General features: G+C 42.8%; 28 protein-coding genes. 20 read left to right on the top strand and 8 right to left on the bottom strand.

The genetic code is table 11. The features are described 5' to 3' along the window. The first annotated feature begins 134 nt into the window (after nucleotides 1-134). Nucleotides 135-1,028 carry an alpha/beta hydrolase gene (locus AM228_RS00970; protein ID WP_054464213.1) on the top strand — a complete coding sequence of 298 codons (894 nt, stop codon included), beginning with the start codon at nucleotides 135-137 and terminating at the stop codon, nucleotides 1,026-1,028. Nucleotides 1,029-1,895: 867 nt separating this feature from the next. After that, nucleotides 1,896-4,559: a trans-splicing intein-formed DNA polymerase III subunit alpha N-terminal partner DnaE-N gene (locus AM228_RS00980; protein ID WP_054464285.1), complete on the top strand. Its 2,664-nt coding sequence runs from the start codon at nucleotides 1,896-1,898 to the stop codon at nucleotides 4,557-4,559. 574 nt (nucleotides 4,560-5,133) lie between these two features. Here AM228_RS00980 and AM228_RS00985 read toward each other — a convergent pair. Next, on the bottom strand, nucleotides 5,134-5,697 hold the full coding sequence (locus AM228_RS00985) for a Uma2 family endonuclease (protein ID WP_054464215.1): 564 nt from the start codon (nucleotides 5,695-5,697) through the stop codon (nucleotides 5,134-5,136). A gap of 322 nt (nucleotides 5,698-6,019) precedes the next feature. Here AM228_RS00985 and AM228_RS00990 point away from each other — a divergent pair, with 322 nt between their 5' ends. The 6 genes from AM228_RS00990 (at nucleotide 6,020) to AM228_RS01015 (ending at nucleotide 8,706) form a co-directional block, all read left to right on the top strand. Then, complete coding sequence (locus AM228_RS00990; protein WP_156331443.1) at nucleotides 6,020-6,265, top strand: hypothetical protein; 246 nt, start codon at nucleotides 6,020-6,022, stop codon at nucleotides 6,263-6,265. Then, nucleotides 6,266-6,682, top strand: a complete 417-nt coding sequence (locus AM228_RS00995; protein WP_054464217.1) for a type II toxin-antitoxin system VapC family toxin — start codon at nucleotides 6,266-6,268, stop codon at nucleotides 6,680-6,682. A gap of 166 nt (nucleotides 6,683-6,848) precedes the next feature. Then, on the top strand, nucleotides 6,849-7,205 hold the full coding sequence (locus tag AM228_RS33880; protein WP_072160599.1) for a hypothetical protein: 357 nt from the start codon (nucleotides 6,849-6,851) through the stop codon (nucleotides 7,203-7,205). A gap of 113 nt (nucleotides 7,206-7,318) precedes the next feature. Further along, a complete protein-coding gene (locus tag AM228_RS29010; RefSeq protein WP_231636523.1) occupies nucleotides 7,319-7,657 on the top strand; it encodes a PIN domain nuclease in 339 nt (112 codons plus the stop codon). Between the two features lie 432 nt (nucleotides 7,658-8,089). Further along, on the top strand, nucleotides 8,090-8,329 hold the full coding sequence (locus AM228_RS01010) for a hypothetical protein (protein WP_054464219.1): 240 nt from the start codon (nucleotides 8,090-8,092) through the stop codon (nucleotides 8,327-8,329). Continuing rightward, nucleotides 8,326-8,706 (top strand): type II toxin-antitoxin system VapC family toxin, encoded by a 381-nt coding sequence (locus tag AM228_RS01015; RefSeq protein ID WP_054464220.1) that lies wholly within the window; start codon nucleotides 8,326-8,328, stop codon nucleotides 8,704-8,706. The genes AM228_RS01010 and AM228_RS01015 overlap by 4 nt, the downstream gene beginning before the upstream one ends. Before the next feature lie 123 nt (nucleotides 8,707-8,829). Here the strand turns inward: AM228_RS01015 and AM228_RS01020 are convergent, their stop codons facing one another. Next, nucleotides 8,830-9,063: a hypothetical protein gene (locus tag AM228_RS01020; protein ID WP_054464221.1), complete on the bottom strand. Its 234-nt coding sequence runs from the start codon at nucleotides 9,061-9,063 to the stop codon at nucleotides 8,830-8,832. A gap of 975 nt (nucleotides 9,064-10,038) precedes the next feature. On the opposite strand from AM228_RS01020, the gene AM228_RS01030 reads away from it, so the two are divergent. From AM228_RS01030 to AM228_RS01055, 6 genes are all read left to right on the top strand, one after another. Continuing rightward, a complete protein-coding gene (locus tag AM228_RS01030) occupies nucleotides 10,039-10,269 on the top strand; it encodes a DUF2281 domain-containing protein (protein ID WP_054464223.1) in 231 nt (76 codons plus the stop codon). 139 nt (nucleotides 10,270-10,408) lie between these two features. Next, entirely contained in the window at nucleotides 10,409-10,600 is a 192-nt protein-coding gene (locus tag AM228_RS01035) for a hypothetical protein (RefSeq protein WP_054464224.1), read from the top strand. A 318-nt stretch (nucleotides 10,601-10,918) separates the two neighbouring features. Further along, entirely contained in the window at nucleotides 10,919-12,262 is a 1,344-nt protein-coding gene (locus tag AM228_RS01040; protein WP_054464225.1) for an OB-fold nucleic acid binding domain-containing protein, read from the top strand. Nucleotides 12,263-12,379: 117 nt separating this feature from the next. Then, on the top strand, nucleotides 12,380-12,736 hold the full coding sequence (locus AM228_RS01045; RefSeq protein WP_054464226.1) for a phage holin family protein: 357 nt from the start codon (nucleotides 12,380-12,382) through the stop codon (nucleotides 12,734-12,736). Between the two features lie 456 nt (nucleotides 12,737-13,192). Beyond that, nucleotides 13,193-13,726: a peroxiredoxin gene (locus tag AM228_RS01050; protein WP_054464227.1), complete on the top strand. Its 534-nt coding sequence runs from the start codon at nucleotides 13,193-13,195 to the stop codon at nucleotides 13,724-13,726. A gap of 267 nt (nucleotides 13,727-13,993) precedes the next feature. Continuing rightward, nucleotides 13,994-14,581, top strand: coding sequence for an NADPH-dependent FMN reductase (locus AM228_RS01055; protein WP_054464228.1), 588 nt, complete (start codon nucleotides 13,994-13,996; stop codon nucleotides 14,579-14,581). 334 nt (nucleotides 14,582-14,915) lie between these two features. On the opposite strand, the gene AM228_RS01060 is transcribed toward AM228_RS01055, so the two are convergent. Genes AM228_RS01060 through AM228_RS01070 form a run of 3 tightly spaced genes read right to left on the bottom strand, consistent with a single transcriptional unit; the run spans nucleotide 14,916 to nucleotide 17,369 of the window. After that, nucleotides 14,916-16,391: a diguanylate cyclase gene (locus tag AM228_RS01060; protein ID WP_231636524.1), complete on the bottom strand. Its 1,476-nt coding sequence runs from the start codon at nucleotides 16,389-16,391 to the stop codon at nucleotides 14,916-14,918. Next, nucleotides 16,381-16,995 (bottom strand): chemotaxis protein CheC, encoded by a 615-nt coding sequence (locus AM228_RS01065; protein WP_054464229.1) that lies wholly within the window; start codon nucleotides 16,993-16,995, stop codon nucleotides 16,381-16,383. The genes AM228_RS01060 and AM228_RS01065 overlap by 11 nt, the downstream gene beginning before the upstream one ends. Continuing rightward, the gene (locus AM228_RS01070; protein ID WP_054464230.1) at nucleotides 16,992-17,369 is read right to left on the bottom strand and encodes a PleD family two-component system response regulator; all 378 of its coding nucleotides are present in this window, start codon (nucleotides 17,367-17,369) and stop codon (nucleotides 16,992-16,994) included. Before AM228_RS01070 ends, AM228_RS01065 begins: the two co-directional genes overlap by 4 nt. A gap of 178 nt (nucleotides 17,370-17,547) precedes the next feature. Between AM228_RS01070 and AM228_RS31545 the strand changes: the two genes are divergently transcribed. From AM228_RS31545 to AM228_RS01080, 3 genes are all read left to right on the top strand, one after another. Beyond that, nucleotides 17,548-17,712: a hypothetical protein gene (locus AM228_RS31545; protein WP_156331444.1), complete on the top strand. Its 165-nt coding sequence runs from the start codon at nucleotides 17,548-17,550 to the stop codon at nucleotides 17,710-17,712. A gap of 64 nt (nucleotides 17,713-17,776) precedes the next feature. Further along, nucleotides 17,777-18,451: a deoxyribonuclease V gene (nfi, locus tag AM228_RS01075; RefSeq protein WP_197285186.1), complete on the top strand. Its 675-nt coding sequence runs from the start codon at nucleotides 17,777-17,779 to the stop codon at nucleotides 18,449-18,451. Between the two features lie 109 nt (nucleotides 18,452-18,560). Then, a complete protein-coding gene (locus AM228_RS01080; RefSeq protein ID WP_054464231.1) occupies nucleotides 18,561-18,797 on the top strand; it encodes a hypothetical protein in 237 nt (78 codons plus the stop codon). Between the two features lie 102 nt (nucleotides 18,798-18,899). Here AM228_RS01080 and AM228_RS01085 read toward each other — a convergent pair whose 3' ends face one another. Both AM228_RS01085 and AM228_RS01090 read right to left on the bottom strand, forming a co-directional pair. Further along, entirely contained in the window at nucleotides 18,900-19,937 is a 1,038-nt protein-coding gene (locus tag AM228_RS01085) for a diguanylate cyclase domain-containing protein (RefSeq protein WP_082348689.1), read from the bottom strand. Nucleotides 19,938-20,493: 556 nt separating this feature from the next. Next, a complete protein-coding gene (locus AM228_RS01090; protein WP_054464232.1) occupies nucleotides 20,494-21,093 on the bottom strand; it encodes an alpha-ketoglutarate-dependent dioxygenase AlkB in 600 nt (199 codons plus the stop codon). Between the two features lie 214 nt (nucleotides 21,094-21,307). Here AM228_RS01090 and AM228_RS01095 point away from each other — a divergent pair, with 214 nt between their 5' ends. The 3 genes from AM228_RS01095 to psb30 all read left to right on the top strand — a co-directional run bounded on the left by AM228_RS01095 (nucleotide 21,308) and on the right by psb30 (nucleotide 24,134). After that, nucleotides 21,308-22,687: a cytochrome P450 gene (locus tag AM228_RS01095; protein ID WP_054464233.1), complete on the top strand. Its 1,380-nt coding sequence runs from the start codon at nucleotides 21,308-21,310 to the stop codon at nucleotides 22,685-22,687. 265 nt (nucleotides 22,688-22,952) lie between these two features. After that, nucleotides 22,953-23,522: a hypothetical protein gene (locus AM228_RS01100; protein ID WP_054464234.1), complete on the top strand. Its 570-nt coding sequence runs from the start codon at nucleotides 22,953-22,955 to the stop codon at nucleotides 23,520-23,522. Between the two features lie 480 nt (nucleotides 23,523-24,002). Further along, on the top strand, nucleotides 24,003-24,134 hold the full coding sequence (gene psb30 / locus AM228_RS01105; RefSeq protein ID WP_054464235.1) for a photosystem II reaction center protein Ycf12/Psb30: 132 nt from the start codon (nucleotides 24,003-24,005) through the stop codon (nucleotides 24,132-24,134). A gap of 307 nt (nucleotides 24,135-24,441) precedes the next feature. Here the strand turns inward: psb30 and recJ are convergent, their stop codons facing one another. Further along, complete coding sequence (gene recJ / locus AM228_RS01110) at nucleotides 24,442-26,877, bottom strand: single-stranded-DNA-specific exonuclease RecJ (RefSeq protein ID WP_082348690.1); 2,436 nt, start codon at nucleotides 26,875-26,877, stop codon at nucleotides 24,442-24,444. Nucleotides 26,878-26,927 lie beyond the last annotated feature (50 nt).

Below are 26,927 nucleotides of genomic sequence, written 5' to 3' on the forward strand. Positions count from 1 at the left end.
ATTAGCGATTGTTTATGTGTCCCTAATTCTTAGTCCGCGATCGTCAAACAAAGGACTAACAACTAACAACTAACAACTAACAACTAACAACCAAAAACGAATAACCAATCATCCATTTTATTAATGAGCAAACCATGCAATTCTGGGTAAAAATTTTAGTGGCTCTGGGGACTTTGTTGGCAGTTCTATATCTGAGTGCTTGTCTGTTTTTATTTGTTAGACAGAATAGGTTTATCTTTTTCCCGTCACGGGAGATATCTACAATTCCCAGTGACCTCCAAATGGACTATCAAGAAGTGTGGTTGCCGGTGATTTCTGAGGAAAATCAATCAGCATCAACTACGGAAAAAGTTCATGGTTGGTGGATACCGGCAGCGGCTGAGAATCGCAGCCCAATGAAATCAGAATGGGTGCTGCTTTTCCTGCATGGCAATGCTGATAATATTAGCGAGAATCTTAAGCATAGTAACCGATTTCATCAGTTGGGTTTTTCGGTCTTTATGGTAGATTATCGGGGATATGGTCTATCCCAAGGCAAGTTTCCCACAGAATCAACAGTTTATGAAGATGTGGAAACCGCCTGGAATTATTTGGTGAATCAACGGGGAATTCCCCCAGAAAAAATTGTGATTTATGGTCATTCTTTAGGGGGCGCGATCGCTATTGATCTAGCCAGTCGCAAACCGAATGCGGCTGGGGCAATTATTGAAGCTTCTTTTACTTCCATGCGGGATATGGTGGATTATCAATATCCTCATTTTAATATCTTCCCGATTGACTGGATTCTGACTCATCGCTTTGACTCAATTAGTAAAGTAAAAGATTTAAAAATGCCGATTCTTTTTACTCACGGAACTGCCGATGAAACTGTCCCCACTTCTATGAGTCAAGAGTTATTTGATGCTGCCAATGAGCCGAAGAAATTATTCATTGTCCCCACTGCGGATCATAATAATATCGCCAGGGTCAGCGGGGAAAAATATTTTGAAACCATTCGGGAATTTATGAAATTAGTTGACTATAATTAATCGACAACGAAGCATAATGAATAAAGAATAACCAAAAACCAACATTCCCATGATATAAATATACCGGGGAGGGCGAAGCATTCGCGGATAAATCTGTCATTTGAACCGATAAATTTTCTGCGCGGTAAGCGAAGCCATGCCAAAGGCTATATGCTTCGCCCCTACAGAAGAATAATGAACAACCAACAACCAACAACAACCAACAAACAACAACCAACAACCAATAAAATTATGTCTTTGATATAGCGCGTCTAAATCAGTTTGCAAATAAACCCTCACGATGGCGGGCCGTCGGCGGCCCAGAAGGGGAGAGGGGAGCCGATTTGTCACATTCATTTAGACTCGCTATATAAATATACTGGGGAGGGCGAAGCATTCGCGGATAAATTTGTCATTTGAACCGATAAATTGTCTGCGCGGTAAGCGAAGCCATGCCAAAGGCTATATGCTTCGCCCCTACAGAAGAATAATGAATAAACAATACCTAATCACGAACATTTCCATGATATAAATATACTGGGGAGGGCGAAGCATTCGCGGATAAATTTGTCATTTGAACCGATAAATTGTCTGCGCGGTAAGCAAAGCCATGCCAAAGGCTATATGCTTCGCCCCTACCCAACAACCAACCAACAACAAACAACAACCAACAACCAACAACCAACAACCAACAACCAACAACCAACAACCAACAACCAACAACCAATAAAATTATGTCTTTGATACAAATATACTGGGGAGGGCGAAGCATTCGCGGATAAATTTGTCATTTGAACCGATAAATTGTCTGCGCGAATGCTTCGCCCCTACCCAACAACCAACCAACAACAACCAACAACCAACAACCAACCAACAACCAATAAAATTATGTCTTTTGCTGGTTTACACATTCATACCGATTACAGTTTACTTGATGGGGCTTCTCAAGTGCCCCAATTAGTTGCCAAAGCCATTGAGTTAGAAATGCCCGCGATCGCCCTGACGGATCATGGGGTGATGTATGGGGCGATCGACCTGATTAAAACTTGCCGGGGTAAAAGTATTAAGCCCATTATTGGCAATGAAATGTATGTGATTAATGGGCCATTGGGTACGACCCAGAAAGTTCGCAAATATCATCAAGTGGTTTTAGCCAAAAATACCCAAGGTTATAAAAACTTAGTCAAGTTAACCACCGAATCTCATTTAAATGGAATGCAGGGAAAAGGCATTTTTGCTCGACCCTGTATTAATAAAGAGTTATTGCAAAAATATCACGATGATTTAATCGTGACTAGCGGCTGTTTGGGTGGAGAAGTTCCCCAAAATATTTTACAAGGGAAATTAGCAGAAGCCAGGGAAATCGTCAAATGGTATAAAGAAGTTTTTGGGGATGATTATTATTTAGAAATCCAAGACCACGGCTATCAAGAAGACCGAATTGTCAATGTGGAACTGGTGAAAATATCCCGCGAACTAAATGTAAAAATTGTGGCGACTAACGACTCCCATTTTATTTCTTGTAATGATGTGGAAGCCCACGATGCTTTGATTTGTATTAATACCCAAAAGCTGATTAGTGAAGAAAAGCGAATGCGCTATAGCGGGACTGAATATTTAAAGTCCGCTGAAGAGATGAAACATTTATTTCGCGATCATTTGCCCGATGATGTGATTGCTGACGCGATCGCGAATACCGTAGAAGTAGCGAATAAAATTGAAGAGTATAAAGTGTTAGGGGAACCGCGCATCCCTGATTTTCCTGTCCCCTCCGGTCACACTGCCGATACTTATGTGGAAGAAATTGCTTGGCAAGGACTTCTAGACCGCTTAAATGCCAAGACGCGATCGGAAATTCCTCCGGTTTATCGAGAACGGCTAGAATATGAGCTAAAAATGATTGAACGGATGGGATTTTCCACTTATTTTTTAGTAGTTTGGGACTATATTAAATTTGCCAGAGATAATCATATTCCCGTAGGGCCAGGAAGAGGATCCGCTGCGGGTTCTTTGGTCGCTTATACGATGGGAATTACCAATATTGACCCGGTGCATCATGGGTTATTATTCGAGCGATTTCTCAATCCCGAACGGAAGTCAATGCCGGATATTGATACGGACTTTTGTATTGAAAAACGCGATCGCGTGATTCAATATGTCACCGAAAGATATGGGGAAGATCGGGTAGCCCAGATTATCACTTTTAACCGCATGACCTCGAAAGCGGTGTTAAAAGATGTAGCCAGAGTTTTGGGCGTTCCTTATAAGAAAGCCGATGAAATGGCGAAAATGATTCCCGTTGCGCGGGGCAAACCGGCGAAACTTTCGGTGATGATTTCTGATGATACCCCCGAACCGAAATTTAAAGAAGCCTACGAAACAGAAATTATTCCCTTAAAGAACGATCAAGATGTAGAAATTGGCAGCATTTCCGTGCGGCAATGGTTGGATATGGCGATCAGAATTGAAGGCACCAACAAAACTTTTGGGGTTCATGCTGCCGGGGTGGTGATTTCCGCGCAACCCCTGGATGAAATTGTGCCGTTACAACGGAATAATGAAGGGGCAGTGATTACCCAGTATTCTATGGAAAATCTGGAATCTCTGGGTTTGTTAAAGATGGACTTTTTGGGTTTAAAAAATCTCACCACGATTGAGAAAACCCTAGATTATATTGAGAAAAAAACCGGGGAAAGACTAGACCCATATAATTTTCCTGCCCAGGAAAGAAAAGCACAAGAAATTATTAAACGCACGGGGGAACAAAGGTTTCCTAAAGATGTTGGCGAAACCTATCATTTATTTGAGAAAGGCGATTTAGAAGGCATTTTTCAGGTTGAATCTGAAGGAATGCGGCAAATTGTGCGGGATTTAAAACCTTCTTGTATTGAGGATATTTCCTCGATTTTGGCTTTATATCGTCCGGGTCCGTTAGATGCCGGTCTGATTCCTAAGTTTATTAACCGGAAGCATGGTCAAGAGGCGATCGTTTACGATCATAAGCTATTAGAACCTATCTTAGAAGAAACCTACGCGGTGATGGTTTATCAAGAGCAAATTATGAAAATTGCTCAAGATTTAGCGGGCTATTCTTTGGGTCAAGCGGACTTATTGCGACGGGCAATGGGTAAGAAAAAAGTCTCGGAAATGCAGAAGCATCGGGAGATTTTTGTGGATGGTTCTACTAAGAATGGGGTGCCGCATAAAGTGGCAGAAGCTTTATTCGATCAAATGGTATTGTTTGCCGAATATTGCTTAACTTATGAGACGGAAATTATGACGGTGGAATATGGATCGCTGCCGATTGGCAAAATTGTGGAAAATCAAATTGACTGTACGGTTTATACAGTGGATGCCAATGGCTTTGTTTATACACAGGCGATCGCGCAATGGCACGATCGCGGCACTCAAGAAGTGTTTGAATATCTGCTAGAAGATGGCAGCGTAATTCGGGCAACAAAAGACCATAAATTTATGACCGAAGATGGGCAAATGTTGCCGATTGATGAAATTTTCCATCAAAACCTTGATTTGAAGCAGGTGCAAGTATAAACCTGTAGGGGCGAAGCATTCCGGCAGACAAATTATTAATTAAAAGCAGAAATCTATAACCGGAATGCTTCGCCCTAGTTCCGATAGTAGGGGCGAAGCATTCGGGTAAAAAATTTATGGTCAAAACCGATAATTAATCACCCGGTAAGCGAAGCTATGCCGTCAGGCTTTATGCTTCGCCCCTACGCAAAAACAACAAATATTAAAATCCCCGGTAAGGGCGAAGCATTCGGGTAAAAAAATTTATGGTCAAAACCGATAATTAATCACCCGGTAAGCGAAGCTATGCCGTCAGGCTTTATGCTTCGCCCCTAGGCAAAAACAACAAATATTAAAATCCCCGGTAAGGGCGAAGCATTCGGGCAAACAATTCCGGGTCAAAACCGATAATTAATCACCCGGTAAGCGAAGCTATGCCGTCAGGCTTTATGCTTCGCCCCTACGCAAAAACAACAAATATTAAAATCCCCGGTAAGGGCGAAGCATTCCGGCAGACAAATTATTAATTAAAAACAGAAATATATCACCCGAATGCTTCGCCCCTACAAAGAAAAAACAAATATTAAAATCCACCTTAAAATAAAGACCCAACCAAACAGCGAAACTCTGGTAAAAGAGGGCTGGTGAGTTCATCAGTAGCAAATAAAGTCAGGACTCGCTCTAAAATTGCGCGATCGCGGCGATATACTTCAATTTGTTGCTGCTGATAGTCAACAATCCAATATTCTTGGACACCTTGGACAGAATATAATTTTAACTTGGTTTTCTTGTCTCGCTCCTTATCTTTCTCGGTTTGAGAAAGCACTTCTACGATCAATTCTGGCGCACCTGTGAGATGTCCCGCATCATCCAATAGATCGGCTAATCTCTGATTGCTAATCCATACTACATCGGGGATGACATGATCGCTTTCTGAAAATATAATGCCAGGGCTCATGGCTGCTTGGCCTAAACCACTTTGTTCTGACCATAGGCGTAATTCAGTATAAATTGCACCGGCAGCGTCTTGGTGATTCCAGTGGGGCGATCGTGTCACAAATAACTCTCCATCAATAATCTCATAGCGATTCCCATTGTCAGGAAATCCGTCTAAATCAGAAATTGTCCAACGGACTTGTTTAGTGGCAGTTTGCATCATTGCTATCACGATTGTATGAGTTCCCCTTTATTATAACTATTTTCTCAATCCGGGGGCGATTCCCTTCGGGATAGCTTCGCTTCACGCGCTTTGGGGAGATATGCTGTCAGGGCGATCGGTTCAGTCCTATAATATTTCAGGACAAAATATCATAACCATTACTTAAAACCAAATTTATGATAAACTATTAGTAGCAGCACAACCAGAAATGAGAAAATGCGATCGCTGTTAAGTTGACTTCCAGAATAAACCTTTTTAATTCTCCATCGCCAGGAAAACATCAAGCCAATTGTTAAAACTATATCCCGAAAAGGAGCCAATTATGAGTCAAGTATTGAACTTACAAATTCCCGAAGAAATTTACCAACCTTTGGTAGAAATTGCCCAACGCCGTGGACAGTCTCCAGAAGAGTTCACGCTTCAATGGTTAATGGTTTCTATCCAACATTTTACCGACGATCCCCTGGAACCATTGATCGGTTCAGTTCAAAGTAATATTCCAGACTGGACAGAACACCATGACCATTACTTGGGAGAAAATTTATTGAAAACTGAAGGAAATATTTAAATGTCAAAACTTTGTGTAGATACGTCTGGTTGGGGAAACTTAGTTGATAGATCCCAACCGTTTCATTCTCTAGCTGCAACTCTCTACCGACTTGCCCGCCAACAAAATCACAAAATTATTACCACTAATTACATCATGGCTGAACTGGTCGCATTACTAACCAGTCCCTTACGACTTACAAGACCTCAAATTATTACGTTTGTTGAAAGCTTAAGACAATCTCCCTACATTGAAATATTACATATTGACGCTGAAACATATACTAAAGCATGGCAATTGTTGAGCAGTCGAGAAGACAAAAACTGGAGTTTAGTTGACTGTTCTAGTTTTGTGGTTATGCAACAAAGAAATATTACCGAAGCACTCACCAATGATTATCATTTTGAGCAAGCGGGTTTTGTCCGACTTCTCAAATAGTTGAAACTCAATCAAAACCGGCTGGCGCTGAGTACCGGGTTATTTGCACTAGGTTATTTTCTGTTCATTAACCAGGTTTCTAGCATTTTATTGGCTGACCTACCGCTGCTTTTGGGGACAACATTTATGATAAACTATTAGAAGCTTTACCAGAGAGGAAAAAATCATGCTAACCCTAGAAATGGCTATTCAAAAATTTCAGGAATTACCCCCAGACCAACAAAATAAAGTGATTTCTTTTATTGAATCATTAGAAATGAAATCTAATCAAAGTTTTTCAGCTAAAACCGATCAAGAAACCAAAATAATATCATTTGCAGAAGCAGCCCATGAATTTATAGGTTGTTTAGATAGCGATATTGAATCGCGATCGTTAAGCAATGATTTTGTTCAAGAGGATGAAGATTTTGAGGCGATCGCGGATGGTCTAGCTGATGAATTTCAAAGATATGTTGGAACTAGCACACCTCAACTATCAGATTATGCTGTGAGTCGAGCGGGAATTTATCAGGAGCATCCCTAATTGTGTTTTATTTAATCGATACAAATGTTTTGTTGCGGTTTATCGATCGCTCTCATGCTCTTCATCCTTTGATTAGAAGTGCTATCCGGGCACTGCGTCAAGATGGACATTAATTGCGAATCACTTCTCAAAACTGCATTGAGTTTTGGAATGTTGCCACTCGTCCTTTTGAGAAAAATGGATTTGGATTAACTCCTCCTGAAACTGCAAGGTTGCTACAACTAATTGAGCGTATTTTTCCACTTTTACCTGATAGTTCTGAGATTTACCAAGAATGGCGTAGGCTGGTGGTGGCTTTTGGTGTTTCAGGGGTTCAGGTTCACGATGCTCGACTGGTTGCATCAATGAAAGTCAATGGTATATCACACATTCTCACGTTGAATGTAGAGGATTTTAAGCGATATATCTCTGAAGGAATTGTGGTTGTTGCACCAGGAACTATTGTCGAGTAAAAATATTACTCGATCTTATCCATAAATGACAGCTTTCAATCGCATTCCTCCATCGTCTCAGCCAAAACCCGATCGCGATCGATTGAAGGATTGCCTTGCTGCCTTTGGGTTGAATTTATTCCAATAACCTAGAGAAACTTTTGTGATTTCCTCTGCTGTAAATAGCGATCGCCTCTGTTAACGATATTTTCACTGAATAGCGATCGGCTGCTGCTATCTAATACCATTTTGAATAAATCATACAACAGTAGCAATTATCGGGGCATTATCCCCCGAACCCTAAGCTTAAAAGTCAGTTGCCCACCGCGCCGAAAGGTGGGCAGGGATTCACCTTACAGGAGAAAAATTTTACCGATAAAATCCTGCCCACCCTACCTCTGGAGATAAAATTTATGATAAACTATTAGTAGCTTCCCCAAAGAGGATAAAATCATGCTAAACCTAGAAATGGCCATTCAAAAAATCCGAGAATTTACCCCAGACCAACAAAATCAAGTGATTTCTTTTATTCAGTTATTAGAGTTGAAATCTAATCAACAACACAAAAATAATGCTACTGCAATAAACAGCAACCAAGAACAAGACTTTTTTGAAATTGCCGGAATCTGGGAAAACAAAGACATTACAACTGAATCTCTTCGCCTAAAAGCATGGAGCAGAGACAGCCAATGATTTTATGTGACACAAATATCCTGGTAGAGTTATACAAAAATAACCCAACAGTCATTAATGAAATGCGAAAAATTGGCATGAATCAAATAGCCATTAGTATTATTACCCAAGCTGAACTATATTACGGCGCGATCAACAAAGTAGAATTTGCTAGAATTCAAAAGCATCTCAACCTAATCAACAAGATTCCCATTGATGAACAAATTTCAGCCCAATTTATTCAACTCATGGGACGCTACTCCCTTAGCCATAAACTTGCTATTCCCGATGCGCTCATTGCTGCCACAGCGTTAGTATATGACATGAGTCTTTATACGCTCAATCTCAAAGATTTTCGTTTTATCGAAGGACTCAATTTATATGTCTCTCCGTCATAATCATGCCGCAATCCGAAGGAGATATAGAAAAAATTGAAGCCAACGTCTAAATTCTTGATCGGAGTTAATAAACCGGGTTGAAAGCGATGATTTTTGAATTTTTAGCGAGGTTTTGGTCAAAAATCAAGTTTCTGTACCGAGAACTGGATCGCTCTTTCCGATCGCAGCGGGGTTGATATTCTCTGGAACAATCACTGGCAGCCAGAACATTTTACCCCCATCAAAGTCAATTTGAGACGGATAGGTTTTTCTAGCTTCTTTTTCTAGAACGATTTGCTGGGGATGATTTAAAACAGATTCGACAAGCGCTGGCCTCCGGGACGCTGTGCGATCTACACTGCAAGTGATTGACAACATTCGGTAAGGGCAGTTAGCGTGGAATTGCCATCTAATACATCGCTACAGTACATCGCTTCGGCATCCTAAATAATTTTTTCTAATTTTTTCCGGCTGTAATAGAATATTTGATTGTTGGTTATCTTGTGATTTTGATTTTGTTTATGCTGGGTTTGAACAATACTGAAGAGACCGGACAATGAAAGCGATTCACTTTGTAGAGCGAGAGAAGGTCGGACTATTAACCCCGGTTTGCCGAGAGCGAGACGAGTGGGAAACGGGAAACTGGTCTGTAAAACGTCAGAAAGCATTCGATCTGATAGATTGCCAGCTATACCTGCACCGAGGTCAGAAAGAACCTGCCTTTTTCGCTGGCATCATTATCGGGTTTTACTGTTTGAATACTCAAGGAATCGGGAGGATGAAAGAGAGGATTGTTTTTCGGGTCAAACGGGTAAGAGAGCTAGAGGAAACAATTACACCTCAAGAGGGATGGGGAAACGAGCAGAAAACTGTGTACTGATTGACGATGACATTTTTGAGAATCATCTTGATTTAAAGCAGATGAAAGAAAGCCACGGATTAAAATCTGTGGCTGCATGAATCAAATCCGATCCTCCATCGTCTCAGCCAAAACCCGATCGCGATCGATTGAAGGATTGCCTTGCTGCCTTTCGGTTAAATTTATTCCAATAACCCAGAGAAACTTTTGTGATTTCCTCTACTGTAAATAGCGATCGCCTATGTTAACTATATTGTCACTGAAAGCGATCGACTGCTGCTGTCTAATACCATTTTGAATAAATCATACAACAGTAGCAATTATCGGGGCATTATCCCCCGAACCCTAAGCTGAAAAGTTGACCACCGCGCCGAAAGGTGGGCAGGTATTCACCTTACAGGAGAAAAATTTTACGGATAAAATCCTGCCCACCCTACCTCTGGGGACAACATTTATGATAAACTATTAGTAGCTTTCCCAGAGAGGAAAAAATTATGCTAACCCTAGACATGGCTATTAAAACATTTCAGGAATTACCCCCAGATCAACAAAACAAAGTGATTTATTTTATTGAATCATTAGAATTGAAATCTAATCACCAAGACAAAAATAATGCTACGGCAATAAACAGCAAGCAAGAACAAGACTTTTTTGAAATTGCCGGAATCTGGGAAAACAAAGACATTACGGCTGAATCCTTACGCTTAAAAGCATGGAGCCTATAAAATATGCAAAAAGTGATTCATAAAACCACAACAAAACAACAAAAAAGTGACTTTCAATACTGGCAACAACAAACACCCCAAAAACGCCTAGAAGCCCTAGAGCAAATTCGTCAAGAATATCACAAATACAGATATAACAATGCTGAACCAAGACTTCAGAGAGTTTATACAATTATTAAACGACAATCAAGTTAAATATTTAATCATTGGCGGCATAGAAATTGTGATTGATGATATATCGATTAATTTTATCGATCTAGAAAATCTCAAAAAAAATAAAAAAGCATCGGGTAGACTACAAGATTTAGCCGATTTAGAAAATCTTGAATAATACCATGTTTAATAAATCATGCAACAATAGCTTACAAGTAGGTTGAACCACCGGGTGCAGACCCTGCCTGTAGCCAGAAAAAGCGTCAGTTGCCCACCGCGAATAAAGGTGGGCAGGTCATGGGGTAAAGTGGGCAAATTTTTACCGTTCAAACCCTGCCCACCCTACCGCTAGATTCAATTATAAATTAGGATTTCATTGGGGGAAGCTAAAGGTGGGCAGGTCATGGGGTAAAGTGGGCAAATTTTAACCCAATATCTGCCCAACCTACCTCTGGATTCAATTATAATTTAGTAGTTTATTAAGGGAGTTATCGGCGTGGTTAAAATTGTTTCTCGTCAACGAGTAGGCACAGAAAATGTTTATGATATCGGCGTGGTGAAAGACCACAATTTTCTGTTAGGCAATGGGTTAGTGGCTTCTAATTGCTTTAATAAATCCCACTCTACTGCCTACGCTTATGTCACCTACCAAACCGCCTATTTAAAAGCGAATTATCCCGCCGAATATATGGCGGCGCTGCTGACGGCAAATAGTGGCGATCAGGATAAGGTGAATAAATATATCGCCAACTGTACCAGTATGGGGATTACGGTAGAACCGCCGAATATTAATGAGTCAGAAGTGGATTTTACCCCGGTGGGCGATCGCAAAATTTTGTTTGGACTTTCCGCCATTAAAAATGTGGGAGAAGGAGCAATTCGTTCCATTTTAGATGCGCGGGCAGAGGGAAAACCTTTTAAATCTTTACCGGATTTATGTCAACGAGTAGACTTGCATAAAGTCAATAGCCGAACTTTAGAATCTTTGATTAAATGTGGGGCATTAGATTGTCTAAATTCTAATCGCCAACAAACTATTGACCATTTGAGACTGGTGCTCGATTGGGCGCAAAAAAAAGCCAAAGAAAAAGAAAGTGGTCAAATGAATATTTTTGATATTTTTGGCGGCAATGATAACGGGAATCAAGCAGAATTTGAAGTCGCACCCAGCCCGCCCAATAGTCCCGATTTTAGCCCCCAAGAAAAACTCCAGTTTGAAAAAGAACTGCTGGGTTTTTATGTTTCTGACCATCCGCTGAAAGCCATTCAAACAGCTTCTCACTTGCTTGGCCCAATTCATTTGGGGGATTTAGCTCATTATGCCTCAGAAAAGAAAACTATTAGCGCCATTGTGATGCTGAGTGCAGTCAAGGAAGTGATTACCAAAAAAGGCGATCGCATGGCCATTGTGCAAATGGAAGACCTCACCGGATCTGCTGAGGCGGTGATTTTTCCCAAGTCCTATCAACCCATTGAAGCTTATATCAAAGCAGATCGTCGGTTAATTATTTGGGGAAAAGTAGACCAACGAGATGACAAAGTGCAAATTATTCTCGAAGATGCAGAACCCATAGAACAGGTAAAAATGGTGATGGTAGAACTCAGCACCCACCAAGCAGGGGATATTCAAGAACAGCATCGGTTAAAAGATATTTTACTGACTAATAAAGGGGAAGCCGATCGCGCCAAAGTTCCGGTGGTAGGAGTTGTAAATTGTGCCACTAAGCGCATTTTTGTGCCCTTTGGTCAACAGTTTCGGGTAGAAGATAGTCATACTTTAGTAAATGCATTGCAATCAGCGGGATATGCTGCTCGGTCAGAGGCGATCGCGGCCAATTAAGGGACATTAAATAGTTGACTATTCACCAAATAAATTATCCCTCTTGTGAAAAGTTAACCCGAATCGGCAATAAAATCGCTAAAATTGGGATTGATGATATTCCAGCGAGGTTGATTTATGCCACAGTTTTTACTAACTTGGTTGGTTGCAGCAATTTCCTTGGTGATTACTGCTCAAATTGTCCCCGGTTTTAACCTAGATACTTTCACCGCTGCCGCGATCGCCGCCATAATTATGGGATTAATCAACGCGATCGTCCGACCAATTTTGGTGCTGATGACCTTACCCCTGACGATTTTAACTTTGGGTTTATTTCTGCTAGTCGTCAACGCCATCTCCATTGGGTTGGTGGCTTATCTCACTCCAGGGTTTGATGTCACGGGTTTTTTCCCAGCGGTGATTGGTTCAATTGTTCTATCCTTCGTCTCTGGATTACTCAGTAAATTTGTCGGCACCGATAATCAGGAAGCTTAATCTCAGCCTCAATGCAGGAGTCTGCCGTCGGCGGAGGGAGGGGCGGAGGGGCAGAGGAGCAGAGGAGCCGCCAATCGGGATGAGGAGACCGCCGACGGCGGAGGGGCAGAGGAGCAGAGGAGCCGCCAATCGGGATGAGGAGATGAGGAGATGAGGAGCAGAGGAGAAAAATTCTCCCCCGCACCCCCGCACCTTTGCCCCTCGGTCGGTGAGCGAAGCCTGTCCTGAGCGCAGCCGAAGGGCCGAACCGCCGCACCAGAAGCACCAGAAGCACCTCACAGTAGAGGATAGAGAATATTTTTACAGATCGCCTTGACAACTCATACTGATTATGATTAAGTAAAAACTGCGAAGTTAATTAAGGGGTTGTCAAATCAGCCCATTAGGGATCTGAGATAATTCTCATGGCTCTAATTTCATCGTTATAAACATCTAATCAAGAGTAAGGATATTACCATGCATCATGTAGAAAAAGTGCCCGATGTCGTGTTCAAAACCCGAGTCAGAGATGAGTCCGTAGAAGGCCCAAACCCATTTCGTTGGCAAGACCGTACCACTCAAGAGATATTTGGGGGTAAGCGGGTAGTTGTATTTTCTCTTCCTGGTGCATTTACTCCCACCTGCTCTTCTACCCATTTGCCTCGCTACGAAGAACTCTATGATGAAATCAAAGCCCAAGGCGTTGATGAAGTCATTTGCTTATCTGTAAACGATGCATTCGTCATGTTCCAATGGGGCAAACATCAAGGAGCAAAAAATGTCTTCTTACTCCCCGATGGTAACGGTGAATTTACCCGGAAAATGGGGATGCTGGTTGATAAATCTAATTTGGGCTTTGGGATGCGTTCCTGGCGCTATTCAATGGTGGTGAATGATGGCAACATTGAAAAGCTGTTTGTGGAACCCGGTTATTCTGACAACTGCCCCACCGATCCCTTTGAAGTGTCCGATGCAGACACCATGCTGAATTACCTGAAATCTGCTAAGTAATCAGGTTTTACCGTTGGTTTCTGAATAGAGAAAGGGGAAGAATTGAGAGGATAAATTTTCTCAATTCTTCCCCTTTGCTATATTGATTTGAATGATTGGCAACCGTTGAACATTAGACTTTTTGCATTTTGCAAAATTATAAAAAGCCGCTGAATGGCTCTTTTTTTAAGCTAATATTGTTAACCCGCTGCTATCAGCGGTGATGCACAATCAAAGCAGAACAAAATATTCGCTATTCACTGAAGAACATTCACAGGAGATTTAAGCATAATGAATGCACCAAAAATTCTTGCTTTTGCTGGCAGCGCCCGTACCGATTCTTTTAACAAAAAATTGGTGAAAATTGCCGCAGCAGGGGCAAAAGCTGCTGGGGCTGAAGTGACTTATTTAGACTTCCGTGATTTGCCGATGCCTCTCTATGATGAAGATTTAGAAGCGAGAGAAGGCTTGCCGGAAAATGTCCTCAAGTTTAAGCAGTTAATGAAATCCCATCAAGGGTTATTAATTGCCTGTCCTGAATACAATAGTTCCGTCACTCCGTTATTAAAAAATGCTATTGATTGGGCTTCTCGTCCAGAACCCGGAAACCCCCCGATGGCTTTAAGTTGTTTTCGAGATAAAGTGGCAGTGATTATGAGTGCCGCTGCCGGTGGTTTTGGCGGTTGGCGCGGTTTGGTTCATTTGCGAGCAATTCTGGGGAATATTGGGGTGTTGGTTTTGCCAGACCAAAAGTGTATTCCCCAAGCTTATGAAGCTTTTGATATCCAGGGGAATTTAAAAGATGCTCAACAACAAGCGTCCGTGGCCGAATTGGGGGGTAAATTAACCAGAATAGTCGTTAAGTTATATACTTGATTGCTTTGTTGTTAGTTATTGGTTATTTGTTGGGTGATTAAATACAGCGCTTGGCGATGTAATAAAATACTCTCGATCACCCCTAGCCCCCTTTAAAAAGGGGGGGTTGGGGGCATCGAAGGAGGCTAAAACGTACCTCATAAGATCGAAAAGTGCTGTAATCGCAAAACGAATAACAAATAAGCAAGAAATTTCTTGATATAAATTTCTTGCTTATACCGTTGACAATTAAGAATGTAATCATTTAGTCTGGGCGTCAAAGCGCCCTCGTTCCCAGGCTCCAGCCTGGGAACGAGGGCGTAATTGTAGCAATAATTTTTGATGCTTGGTATTATTAAGCCACTTCTACGCGATCGCGTCCTTGTTTTTTGGCCTGGTAAAGGGCTGCATCTGCTGCTCTAATCACTTCTTCAAAAGTAGAGCCATTGGTGGGAAAACAGGCAACCCCCATCGAGGTAGTAATGCGATCAAGTACCTGGCCATTATGTACAATCTCTAACTGGCGAATTCCTTGATTAATTTGCCCGGCTCGCTGCACGCTATTTTCTAAATTAGCTTCCGGTAAAATTAAGATGAATTCCTCTCCGCCATAGCGACAGGCAATATCAGAATTTCTGATGCTTTTGTGCAAAAAGTGACCCAATTTTCTCAAGACAGTATCTCCGGCTTCGTGACCAAAGGTATCATTGCAGCGCTTAAAATGGTCAACATCAAGCATGATCATTCCCAGGGGCAGTTGCTTTCTAAGAGCGCGATCAATTTCTCTGGTTAAAAATTCTTCCATATACCGCCGGTTATAGAGTCCGGTGAGGGGGTCACGAATACTTTGCTCTTGGAGAGTTTCTCGTAATTTTAAATTGGCTAAAGCGAGAGAAATATGTTCGGTGAGATAGGCGACTAATAATTGTTTGTCGGTGGTTAATTTACCCGGTTGTGCCGCACTTAAATAAAGTAGTCCTAATGCTTGACCTTGGGCCATGACCGGAATACAGCAATATTCGGCAGGTTCGCTGTGAATATGTTTACATACTAAGTTGGGGTGCCGTTGCGTTACCCAGTGAGGTTGCGATCGCCTCAATGCCCAACAGTCTGAGTAGATAAACGATTTTAAATCGGACAATAATTCACCCCAAGTCACCACTGCTTCGACAAATTCTCTGCTTTCATCGATTTTAAATAGAGCCCCAGAAATTTCCGGGAGCAGAACTTGCACCGAAGCGGCGATCGCCTTATAAGCTTCTTCAATGGTCAGACAAACTTGCAAAAAATTACTCATTTTGCTCAGTTCGGTGAGTTCAAAATTTCGCTGTTGTAATTCTTGGGTTTTCTGGGATAATGCTAATTCCGCTTGTTTGCGTTCTTCGATTTCTGCTAAAGCGCGATCTCGCATCATGCGATACTCTTGAATTCGGTTCGTCACATCAGTGACATCTTGCAAAATTGCCAAGGCATAATATCCTCTTCGATCCGATTGAGGAACTGGGGAAACCGTGGTATGTAAAATCCTGAATTCTCCATTAGGCAGCGGGGCTTTAATAAAGTGTTTGTGCAGTTGCGCCGAAAAAATTGTTGGCGGGCCTCCGGTAAAAATTTCTTTCAGTCGCATGGCATATTTAGGCTGCATCATATGAGGAAAATATTTTTCAATCGGATAGCCGACAACCTGATCTTTAGCCAGATTAGTCCAGGCTTCTAAATATTTATTCCAAAACAACACAATAAAATCTGAATTCAGCACCATTGCCCCGACGGGAATCCGATCGAGCATCTCAAATTCTTTGGTCAAATGCTTGATTTCTTCATTCATCATCGATATCCATTAGGTGAGAAATCGCCGCCATTAAATTCTCAAACGATCCCAATTTAAACAGTAAGATAATATTGCCTTTAATCGGCATATCTTCAATATTAAAACTATTTTGGGCTAACAAGATGGTATGATTGGCATTATAGCCTTGGATTTCTAATAAATGATCCACACTATCTTCAAGATAATTGGGCAGCAAATATTCAAAATCTTGTTTTAGCAGGTTACTCATCGCGCCCATAATGCCACTCAGAACAATATTCCCCACCTCGGTTAAAGCACCAATTTTCATAGAATCCAGATCCGGACTACTCAGTTCTCCCTCGGTGAGAATCGAGACTAATTGTGAAGCACTATCCGTGGGAAAAACCAGTTGAGCATTGCCGCTTAATGTCCCACCAAACGTTAACCGGACTGTGGACAGGGGATTGCCTTCTAAGCGATCGGCTAATTCTTTTTTTGCCTCCAATGGGGACATAATTTTCACCCAAGGAATTTGCAAACAAATATGCAAGCCAATCATTTCATTTAAAACTCCAGCGGATCGCCCCACGCCAATGTTGAACACTTCCTGTAAGGTATTCAGTTGACTATCGGTCAAGTTCATAAAATTGTTTCCTTTTTTTCCAGGATATTTTGGTCAATCAGTGTTGTTAATTTTTCCGGTTTCGGCGGTTTATATAGAATCGCTTTTGCGCCAAAATTCAGACATTTTTGCCTGGCGGTTTCTTGGGTATCGGCGGTAATCACAATCACAGGAATTGTAGATTTTTGTTTCTGTAAAATTTTGAGAATTTCTAACCCATTCGGGTCGGGGATTAATAGGTCGAGTAAGATACAATCCGGTTGGTGAAGATGAATCATTTCTAAGGCTTCGGTGCCATTGGTCGCTTCTACGGTTTGGTGAGCGTTGGCTTTTAAGATTTTCCGAATGACTGTGCGGCTAATTAAGGCATCGTCAACAATAAGAATTAAGGCCATATTTCTAATTTTCTCAAACGTAAATGGAGAGCGATCGCCCCCCAGAGCTATGATGTGGGTGGAAGTTTTTTCCAGAACTATTTTTCCAGAACTGTTTTTCCAGAACTATTTTTCCAGAACTATTTTATAACTAGAGTATCATTAGTATCATGCCGATATCATATCGATTATGACTCTGATGACCACGCTCGTCTCGATCGCCCGATCGCGGCCTTGGGCTTTTGCTTGGTACAACGCCGTATCCACCCGCAAAAAATCACAGAACTTCCGCAACGACCTTATATATAGAGGATTGGTGCGTTACGCTTTGCGCTTTCGCACCCTACTAATAGCTTATATATAGAGGATTGGTGCCTTAGGCTTTGCGCTTTCGCACCCTACCAATTTTGTACCTGAGTCGATGGAAAATGATCCCAATTCATCGGTCCCACCCTTGGCCACAAAATGAGTCCGAAGCCCTGCTGATTCAAGAAAAACTCCGATCGCAGACGATCTCCACCCTGGATATGCCATCGGTCAATCCATCGGTCAAGTATGTGGCGGGGGTCGATGTGAGCTATAGTGCCGATGATACGATCGCCAAAGCAGCGGTGGTGGTGTTAAGTTTTCCTGACTTGCAACTGTGCGATCAGGCGATCGCCTGCGGTCCGACAACCTTTCCCTACATTCCTGGTTTTCTATCTTTTAGAGAAGTGCCCCCGGTTTTAGATGCCTTGGCAAAACTGACGATTTGCCCGGACTTACTTCTCTGTGATGGTCATGGTTTAGCCCATCCCCGGCGATTTGGCTTGGCTTGTCACTTGGGGGTTTTGACCAATATTCCGACCATTGGCGTGGCGAAATCTCGCTATATTGGTCAACACGATCCATTAGGAGAAAAGCGGGGCAGTTGGCAACCGTTGATTGACCAAGGCGAAATTGTTGGCGCGGTGGTGCGATCGCGTACTGGAGTCCAGCCAATTTATGTATCGATTGGCCATCGTCTTGATTTAGCCACCGCCATTGACTATGTTTTGCAATGTACCCCGAAATATCGTTTACCAGAAACAACTCGTCAAGCCGATCAACTGGCTTCTATGTAGGAGGGATTGGTGAATTTGTTTGAACCCAGACACAGTTGCATCATTCGTCGCATTGAAGATCGCGATTAAATAAGTAAAAATAGCGACCAGTAATCCGAGGATTTAGCCGATGGCATTTTATATCTACAATCTTGGCCCTGTGAGTGGTAAACTCCAGGAATATGCGGATATGGACGGCATGGTTCCCGAAAAAGGCGACAAATGGCAAGATTTTCGGTGGCCTCACAGCAATGCCAAAGCTTTTAGGGAACAAGGTAAAAGTGAAAAACTCTGGCAAGAATTTGTGGCACAGGCGATCGCCGCAACCAGCAAAGCATTGCAGCAGCTAGAGGATCTGGAATGGTAAGCACCATCAGGTAAGCACCATAATATAAGTATCAGGCATTCCCACCCAGAGAAACCGGGTTTCTCACTGTTTCTCACTCAGGGGTGGCCATGATTCTTGCACTTACTCACAATGGAAAACAGCCCGATCGCGCCCCTGGGTTTTCGCCTGATAAAGCGCCATATCAGCCCGGGCAATTAACCGGGCGGGGACTTCTTCTGAGGTGGGAATCATGGTTGCTATCCCTAAACTCAACGTTACCCAAAGACTAACCTGAGAACCAGTATGGCCAATGTGCAATCCTTGGACTTGGGAGCGGATATTTTCTGCCACTTTGATTGCCCCAGACTTGGGCGTATTCGGTAAAATCACCGCAAATTCTTCACCGCCATAACGAGCCACTAAATCAGCCGGTCGCTGCACGGCTTTTTGGACAGCACCGACAACTTTTTGTAAACAATCATCCCCCGCCAAATGGCCATAAGTATCATTATAAGCTTTAAAATAGTCAATATCGCAAAGAATCAGAGATAAAGGTTGACGTTCTCGAGTTAATCTCTGCCATTCTTGCTCAAGTCGTTGATCAAATTGTCGTCGATTCGCCACTTGTGTCAACCCATCTAATGTCGCCAAACGATTTAACCGATCGTTAGCTTTTTCCAGTAACTTAATCGTCATCAGATGAATTTGCCCTTGAGCATAAAGCAACTGATGCACATCTACTAAACGATAAACCTGGGGTTCAAGTTCTACAATAATTGGCTCTAATAACATCGCGGGCGATCGCCTCACCGCGTCCGTAGCGGCGGTGACAATTGCTGTTGAACTAGGATAAATTAATAACTCAATTTGAGCAAAATTATATAAGGCTTTAATGGGACGTTTTAAAAATAATTCTAACCCATAAGGACTGCTGAGATGTTCTAGAAATCTTTGTCGAGAAATCATGCCCATTAACCGACCCTGCTGCATTAAAATCACCCCAGGCAACAAGGGAGCATCTTTAAATTTTTTCTCCACATCTTGCCCTCGTTCGTCCCATTGAACTTGAGCATCGTATAATAACAGTTCTTTCAGGGTAGACTCTGGAGTCCAAAACTCCGGATTGTTCAGGAAGTTTGGTGTATTAATTGGTTGTAAATTTGTGGCAATGTTCAACATATTTTTTCAAAAAAATTTAATTTTATTCAATTTACCGCAGCTTTTTTTGGGGACTAACTCTATTAAAAAACAAGGAAAACAAGGAAAACAAGGAAAACAATGAATTTTTTTGCCTTTTACCCAATAGTCAAAAATATTGGATCAAACTATCAAAAATCCTGTTTTTGCCTCTCTGCCCCCTCTAATACACCGATGCCCCATTAATGGATCCTAGAGGCGATCGCTCATGTTTACCCCTGATTGATTTATAATCACTATGACTCAGTTTATAATAATTTTAACTCACCGATAAGTTTTTTGTTTTAAAAAGCGATCGTTATGTAACCATTAACCTGAATTAAGCTTAATTTACCTTAATTCAGCTTAATTAAGCTTTAACTTAACGTTAATCAATGTTTAATTAATAATTAATTATAAAATATGCCAAGCAATAAATTGTCAATTTTCACAAAGGCCTGGGAATTTATGCCAGATTATTTTCAGATAGATGAGATAGAAATACCTAAATAATTGGGTATATTGATTAACTTGATTAACTTGATTAACTGGATTAAAATTATGCCAGCATCCGAAAAGTGAGATTAATTCTGGGATGAGTGACTTTCGGGCTTTTCGGCACATAATGCTGCCAAAACTTTTGGGTATCACCTCCCATTACCAAAAAATCACCATCTGCTAATTTAAGTTCAAATTTAATTTGATGATTATCCTTCCGCCTAAAGATAAAACGCCTGGTTTCTCCTAAACTCAGAGAAGCGATCGCCCCCCCTTTGACTAATTCTTTTTCATCATCACTATGCCAGCCCATATAATCTTGACCATCGCGATATAAATTCAGCAAAACTCCATTAAATTGCGTATTAACTAAAGGCTCGATTTTTTCTTTGATTTGTAATAACGGGGCATTCCAAGGCAAGGGCTGCATGGTGACGCCAGAGTAGGTATAAGCTTTAGTTCCATAATAAGCGGTTAACCGAGGCTGAAGCACCGATTTTCCAAAAATTTTAATGGGTTCGTGTTTCCAGGAAATCTGATTTAATAAATCAGTGAACAGTTGGTGACTTTCGGGCTGGTGAAATAGGCGAGGATAGAAGATAACTTCAGCGTTATAAAGTTCTAGCTTTTGGCCAATAATATTTGAATTTAGATGAGGCATATTTCAGGCAAATTTAGATTTTTTTTCAGCGATCGCTATATCATAGCAAATTTTAGACATAATGTGTTGTGGAGTTATGGCTACAATATTTTCTGACTTGCCCAGGGTGAATCCTCCGCCGTGAATTCCCAAGTAAATTTCCCAAAATTACCATCTATGATTAGAATAATGAATAAACAAACTTTTGCAAACCCATAATTACCCCATAATTACCATGACATTACCGGACGGCCCAAAGACTCCTCGTTTTTTCCAGCTACTTGAATGGATCGGCGATCCACTCGGTTATATGGATCGCACTAGGGCAAAATATGGTGATATTTTCCTATCGGCGGTTGGCCCAAGCAGTCAAAATTTTATCTTCCTCAGCAACCCGGAAGCTTTACAAATAATTTTGACTAATCCTAAACAATTTACGGCTCCAGGGTATTTAAACGAGCTTTTCCGACCGATTTTAGGGGACAATTCTGTGATTCTATTAGAGAACCCCAAGCATCAAAAACGGCGTAAGCTATTGTTGCCTCCGTTTCATGGGGAACGAATGCAAGCCTATGGTCAACTGATTGGAGATTTAACCAAAGAAGTTACGAGTCAATGTCATCTGGGAGAGCCGTTTTCGGTTCGGAGTATTATGCAAAAAATTACCATGCGAGTGATATTGCAGGCGGTTTTTGGTTTGCATAAAGGCCCGCGTTATGCTCAACTAGAACAACTGTTGACTACACGATTAAATGCGGTAAGTTCTCCGTTAAATGCCAGTTTGATTTTTTTCCCTTTTTTAGCTAAAGATTATGGTGCTTGGAGTCCGGGTTCACGGATTAAACGGCAACAGCAACAAATTGATGAATTGCTGTACGCGGAAATTCGCGATCGCCGCCAGGAAGGAGACAGCGATCGCACGGATATTCTGAGTTTATTATTGTCCGCTCGTGATGAAAATGGTCAGGGAATTAGTGATGAAGAATTGCGAGATGAATTAATGACCTTACTGGTAGCCGGTCACGAAACCACGGCCACCGCTGCCGCTTGGTCTTTGTACTGGACTCACAAAGTCCCAGGAGTCAAAGAAAAACTATTAGCAGAAATTGACAGCCTCGGCCAGAATCCAGACCCAATGACCTTGGTTAAACTGCCTTATCTGACAGCAGTTTGCCAAGAAACTTTAAGAATTTATCCAGTAGGAATGTTAACCTTTCCCCGTTTGGTGACAGAATCCGTAGAACTGTTGGGCAAGCATATAGAAGCCGGTGCAGTCATCACGGGTTCTATTTATCTGTTACACCAACGGGAAGATTTATATCCAGAACCGAAAAAGTTTAACCCAGACCGCTTCCTAGAACGTCAATTTTCTCCTTATGAATATATGCCGTTTGGGGCAGGGGCGCGTCGCTGTATTGGGGCAACATTAGCTGAATTTGAAATGAAGTTAGTTTTAGCTACAATTCTGCAACAATATCAACTAGAATTAGCAGATAGTCGCCCGGTAAAGCCCCAACGCCGCGCTTTAACTCTTGGGCCTGCTGGCGGGGTGAAAATGATGATAGTGGGCGATCGCACGTTAACAGAAAAACCGTTGGTCTATACCAGATCGTAGTGATTTTTGCGATCGCTGGACACAAAGGTTAAAGATTCTCCGTCTAGGTTTCTCGGATATTCAGGAACAAGACTTTGATAAGATTCTGGAGCCAAGCGAAAATCTTCATCGTCCCATCATGTTTCATCCCCAGGAGATCCGGGGCATTCTGCAAGACCGACGGCGATCGTGTTGATTTAAAGCCCGGGTCGATCGGCGCGTTCGCCGTATATTCATCGCTGACCTGACTAATACATCGGTAAATATCATCTAGAAAATCAAACCAATGAAACTTAAAATTTGCACCCCTGTTTTATTTTTGAACGTCCTGTTGACGGCTTTCGGTGCCGCACTTCCGGTGGTGGCCAGCGAAACGGCTGCTCCTCAAACAAATGCCGAGGTGATGCAGCTTGCTCAAACGGGTTGGCGGGAATATGGGTCAGAACGATTCACGATTAGAATGCCTGGTGAACCAGTTTCTAGCAGAAATGCCGAGGAAGTTGGCGAAGGATTGACCCTGACCTTTAACGAAATGACCTTTGAAGACGATGGGGGTGCTTATGGGGTAATTTACACCGACTTGCCCCGTAACTATTTGCAGGGAACGAATTCGGCGGCAGTGTTGGATTATATGAGCGCTCTATTCCTAATTTCTACCCAGTTGGAAGGGTTAAAGGAAGTGGAGCAATCGATTAATTTAAAAGGTCATCCCGGTCTAGAATATCGGATTAATGAGGCAGAGGCAGCTTTAGTTCTGCGCTTGTATTTAGTCCAGGAAAGAGTTTATTTCTTGTTCGGGGTTTCTGAACAACCGAATCAAGTCAACCAGTTTGTTAATTCGTTTAATTTACGCTAATAGACAGTCCGGACAAAATACCGTTTCGCAGTGGATCCCCCCAACCCCCCTTCAAAGGGAGGGCGACGGGGGGGTGGAGGCTTTCAGGACTTTCGGGACTTTCGGGACTTGCCATCGGTTTTTTAGCGTGGGAAAGCAAGAAGTCTCGAGATGTTTTAGCAGGAATAATTTATCACTCAAAAACGATTGAGTGATGATTTGAAGCGAATGTCTGAGAATTTTGTATTGCATTTCTTATATTTTTGTAAACTTGTTTAAAAAAAATGAGCTTTAGGCGGATAAAATCATTATGCGGATGATTCAATTCACCCTTATGCACCCTGTGAAATCATCAAGAGGCAGTCTTTCCCTGTGGCGACTTTCCAGGGTCAACCGGGCAAGGAGAAACAGAGACGCTGCTTCCGGTTGAGATCAAATTTGCATTTGTCTATCCATTCCCCTATATTATTTGGAATTATTTGGATTTATTGTGGAGGCAACATGGACGCTATCTTTGATTTTTTCGGCAACCTGAATTACGAGGTGATTGCTCAGTTGACTTTGGTGGCTATGATTATGCTTTCTGGCCCGATTGTGATTTTCTTGCTGGCGCTTCGCGGTGGCGATATGTAAGTGGCGATCGCTCGATCGCCCGATCGCCTGAAGTTGATGTTATTTTTTGCCCGACTGGTTCGGGCTTTTTCGTAGCAAAAAAACCGATCGGGACTTACAGCGTTTTTCCCCTCGGTAGGGGCGAAGCATTCCCGCAGATAATTGGAAGGAGAAGCGTGAATTGTTTACGGGAATGCTTCGCCAGGGCGAAGCATTCCCGCAGATAATTTATAAATTATCTGCGGGAATTTTTATGGGAATGCTTCGCCCTTACAGTGAATTCTGTTGCATCCCCAGTAAGTCATTACCAAACCCATTACCAAAACCATTACCAAGCAATTTGGGCTAATTTGGCAGGAGTGAACCGATACCAACGACGTAGCCGTTCGAGCTCTTGTTCGAGGCTGCCGGTTTTGGCAAAGTCGGGACAAGGATGACCTAATTCTCGCAAGGTGGCGATGAGGGTGCTGGGGGCAACCCACCACCGTTGCCCAATTTGCAGGAGGTTGAGGGGTTCATGGGGAAATTCTTGGATGTATGCTTGCAAGCGCGATCGCAGTTGATCGGCGGTAGGCAACTGGGGGACATGGTTATATATATAGACGTAACAGGGTTTCCCTTTGGCGAGGAGCCATAAGAGATGGCTGCCAGAAGGGGGTAAAGTCCAGAAGAGGAAACTCTCACAAATTTCCGTGGGGCGATCGCAGATAATCTGACAACGATTGCCAGATGCGGCAATTACTTCTGGGGGAATCTCTGGTTTATTCGCCCCATACCATAAAATTTTGCCTTGTAGTTTGGGCAATAAATGCTCGATCACCTGTCCGGTTAACCAGGAAGGTTGTATGCCAACGGACGGCGGTTTGGGATCCAAAATCTTTAACGAATACGGTGCAGAAGTTGCTCCCTTGGGTAAACTAGGAGATTCCGTGGTAAATGGGGTTAACTCTTGGGGCGATTGTCTGGACGGATCCGCTTCGCGGCAGCGCACACTAATCAGTTCGATCTCAACGTTGGTCTGACCATTCCAGGTATTTTCTTTAAGTTTATAAGCCACATCCACGACTGGGGGCAAGGGAAAATAATCTCCCCATCGCCAGGCGATCGCCTTCATCTCACCATATGACTGTTCCGTGGTTAAAGTCAGCTTAATATGTCCTTTGCCGACTATTCTTTGCTCTAGGACTTGGACGTTGGGAGTCCAAAAGACCGGGGCGGGGTTTTCAATTCCGCAAGGTTCTAAGGCGTCGATCTGCCGATACAAGTCTAAATTAATTTGCTCAAAGTCCAAGCGGGAATCAATTTCTATCAAAGGCTTCAAGTGATTCAGGTCTAAGCAACGGTTGGCAAACATCCGCAGGCAAGCGTGAAAATCCGGCACCAATTTGGCGGCCAGGGAAAAACCCCCCGCTGCCCGATGACCGCCATATTTATGGAGCAGATTGTGACAAAATTGTAAGGCTTCAAAAACATCAAATTCGGGAATACCTCTGGCAGACCCGCGAACCTGCTTGCGTTCTGAGTCTTCATAGGTGCAGATAAACACCGGCACTCCGTAGCGTTCGACTAAGCGAGAAGCCACAATGCCAATCACCCCATGATGCCATAAGGGTTTTTCACACCAAGCCGGTTGCAGCAACACCAATACACGGTCGCGCTTTAAGTCAATTTGCTGTTCTTCTATCAGGGCGATCGCCTCAAATTCGATATCCTGACACATTTGCTGCCGCGTCTGATTAATCGCCTCACATTGCATCGCCCGTTCCAGGGCCACAGCCATATCATCCGTGGTCAGCAGTTCAATGATGATTTGCGGATCGCCAATGCGTCCGATCGCATTAATGCGCGGGCCAAGGCGAAAGCCAATTTCATCGGGTTTCATCGCTTTCGATCCAGCCCCATTGCCATCAGCCCCAGAAACTTGGATTAAGGCTTGGATTCCCGCTAACTCAGACTTGGGTAATTGTCGTAACCCCCACTTCACCCAGCGACGGTTGACCCCGGTCAAGGGCGCTAAGTCCGCGATCGTCCCCAGAGTTAGCAACTCCCGCATGGGTTTAATCAGCGGTTGGGCTTTTCCCATTGCTTGCGCCAAAGACACGGCTAAAATATAGGCCACGCCCACCCCCGCGACCCCGCGATAAGGAGACTCTTCTCTAATCAGTTTGGGGTTGAGAATTGCCGTAGCGGGGGGAATTTCTTTGGGGACTTCGTGGTGATCGGTGACGATCACATCTAAGCCCAATTCCCGGGCGCGTTTGACAGGTTCTACCGCCGAAATGCCGTTATCCACGGTCAAAATTAGGCTCACACCTTCCTGGTAGAACTCTTCCACAATCCGCACATTAATCCCATAGCCGTCTTTCATCCGACTGGGAATGGCGTAATCCACCCTAGCCCCCAGACTCCGCAATGCCCGCAGCAGTAAAGCAGTGCTGGTCATGCCATCGGCATCATAGTCCCCGCAAATGGCGATTTTTTGCCCAGAGGCGATGCTGCAATGCAACAAATCCACCGACTTGGCTAAATCAGGAAATTCGGCGATCGGTGGCGGCAACACCAGAGAATCTGGATTAATAAATTCTTCAGCGCCTTCTGGGGTTTCTATCCCTCGATTAATTAACACCTGTGCCAACACAGGGGGTAAATTCGTCGTTTTTGCCAATTCTCTGGCTAAATGCGGGTTTTCTGAGTAAATTTGCCAGCGATGATTGGGTAAACGTTTTTTCGACAATTGTTTTTGCTCTATGAGTTTTGACATCATTAATCGGATTTCTTAAATAACTTAAATCTTTTAACAGTTGCAGCAATGGA

The organism is Planktothricoides sp. SR001 (assembly GCF_001276715.1).
GTDB lineage: Bacteria > Cyanobacteriota > Cyanobacteriia > Cyanobacteriales > Laspinemataceae > Planktothricoides > Planktothricoides raciborskii.